The organism is Blautia sp. JLR.GB0024 (assembly GCF_037000545.1).
GTDB lineage: Bacteria > Bacillota > Clostridia > Lachnospirales > Lachnospiraceae > Blautia > Blautia celeris.
On the sequence record NZ_JBANBF010000041.1, the window covers coordinates 1 to 1,914 of the forward strand.

Genomic DNA, 1,914 nt, shown 5'->3' on the forward strand with positions numbered 1-1,914 from the left:
GGATGAGTTCTGCCAGATGATCAAGGACAAGGTGATCGCAAAATATGGTGAATGGGAAGCAAAATAAAAAGAATACCCACCTATAAAAGAGGGCGCGTTTTGCAGGACGGCTGCCAATCTTCTACAAAGGTATTCTTATAAGATTCATTATACATAAATATAAGAAAAAATCAACTTCAAAATAAAATTATGAGGCGGCAGAAGACGCAGCATCAGTACAGGCTTCATGGGGGCTTTTGCTGCCGGACATGAAAAGGGGGTATTATATGTCTCAGGATGGTATGGCAATGCCGTTAAACGGTAAGAAAGATCCATATGATATAGACTTTACATCCACAACCGCCAAGGTACCGTGGTATGACAAAATTATACACAGTATGTACGGGGCATACAGCTTTAACGTTTCCTGGGTTATTTTCGGATATTATCTGGTGTACTTTTACACGGATGTGGTGGGACTCAGCGCCACGGTCGCAGGCTCTATTATGTTATTTGCCCGTGTGGCGGATTGTTTTACAGACCTGTGGGTTGGCTATATGCTGGACAATGTCTGTTATAAATGGGGGCGTTACCGTTCCTGGGCAATTTTCGGGATCATTCCGCTGTTTCTTCTGTTTATCGGCGTATTCACAGCTCTTCCGGTGGAGAGTACAGGTCTTAAAGTGGCGTGGGCAGCAGTATGTTACGGATGCTTTGGTTCCATTGGCGCGACGTTCTCTTTCATGCCGCAGATCGCACAGTTCTGTAACATGACCAGAAATCCGAGGGAGCGGGAGACCATCGCCATTGTTAAAAGCCTCTGTACCAATCTGGCGCAGGTGGCAGCGGCAGCTCTCTTTATGCCTATGGTAAAATTATTCGGCGGCAGCAAGGGAAATGAGGCACAGGGCTTCTTCTGGGCAGCATTTGCCATTGGACTGACAGTTATGTTATTCCAGATACTCAATGCCCAGATGACCAAGAAATACGAACTGAACAGGGACGGTTCCTGCCGGGAGCATTTAAGACAGGTGGAGCACGAGCCCATGTTTGCCCAGTTAAAGAGTTTTGCAAAGAACAGGCCGGCTATTATCCTGCAGATCGGCGAAGTACTGAAACAGATCATGCAGGCAATCAAAAATGGGATGATCATTTACATTTTCATCTATTTTCTGGGGTTGGAAGACTTTTACTCGGTGGCAATGTTTGCCTATACCATAGCACTGATGCTGGGAGTTTTCCTTATGAAACCGTTCATACGGATGTTTAAGGATACCAGCCGTGCGTATATGATCTGTATGGCATCCAGCGCTGTATTCAGTATTGCTCTGTTCGCGGTATGCAGTATCTACGGGCCGGCGGGGGCATCACAGTCTATGCAGTTCGGATTACTCTTTGCAATGTTTATATTAAACGGAATTTTAAGCGGTGCATATTACTCTTTCTCCAATGTAATGATTCCGGCAACCGTGGACTACGGCGAGTGGAAAAACGGAAAAGGGCAGGCAGGCGTGGTGTCTGCAGTCAACGGATTCTGTATCACCATCGGTGCCGCGCTAGGCGCACAGATCATGGGAATTCTGCTGGACGGCTCCGGATATGTGGCTAACCAGACACAGAGTGACGGGACAATCCGTTCCCTGCTAATTCTTGCCTTCGTGATTCCGGCAGTTGTGACACTTATACATATGGTCCTTCAGATGTTCTACGGTCTCAGCGATAAGAAGCTGGAGGCCTGTATGGTGGACGTGAGGGCCAGAAGAGCGGAAAAAGCAGCAAAGGCTGCAGAAGAAAAGAACAACAAATAAAACTGATTGAATAGAAGAGGAGATTAAAATCATGGCAAAAAAGATGTTTACAACAATTTACGGACGCAATTTAGTTGGTGAGCTGAAAAATATCGTACAGAGACCTTATCTGGTAGTGACAATGGAG

General features: G+C 46.1%; 1 protein-coding gene. It reads left to right on the forward strand.

Annotated elements, in window-relative coordinates; translation table 11 throughout:
* Positions 1-266: 266 nt before the first annotated feature.
* Positions 267-1,787, forward strand: a complete 1,521-nt coding sequence (locus V8Q34_RS27325) for an MFS transporter (RefSeq protein WP_158587382.1) — start codon at positions 267-269, stop codon at positions 1,785-1,787.
* Positions 1,788-1,914: the final 127 nt, after the last annotated feature.

Bases quoted from the DNA above. Each gene is read 5' to 3' on its own strand.
- V8Q34_RS27325 (WP_158587382.1), top strand. From the start codon at position 267: ATGTCTCAGGATGGTATGGCAATGCCGTTAAACGGTAAGAAAGATCCA.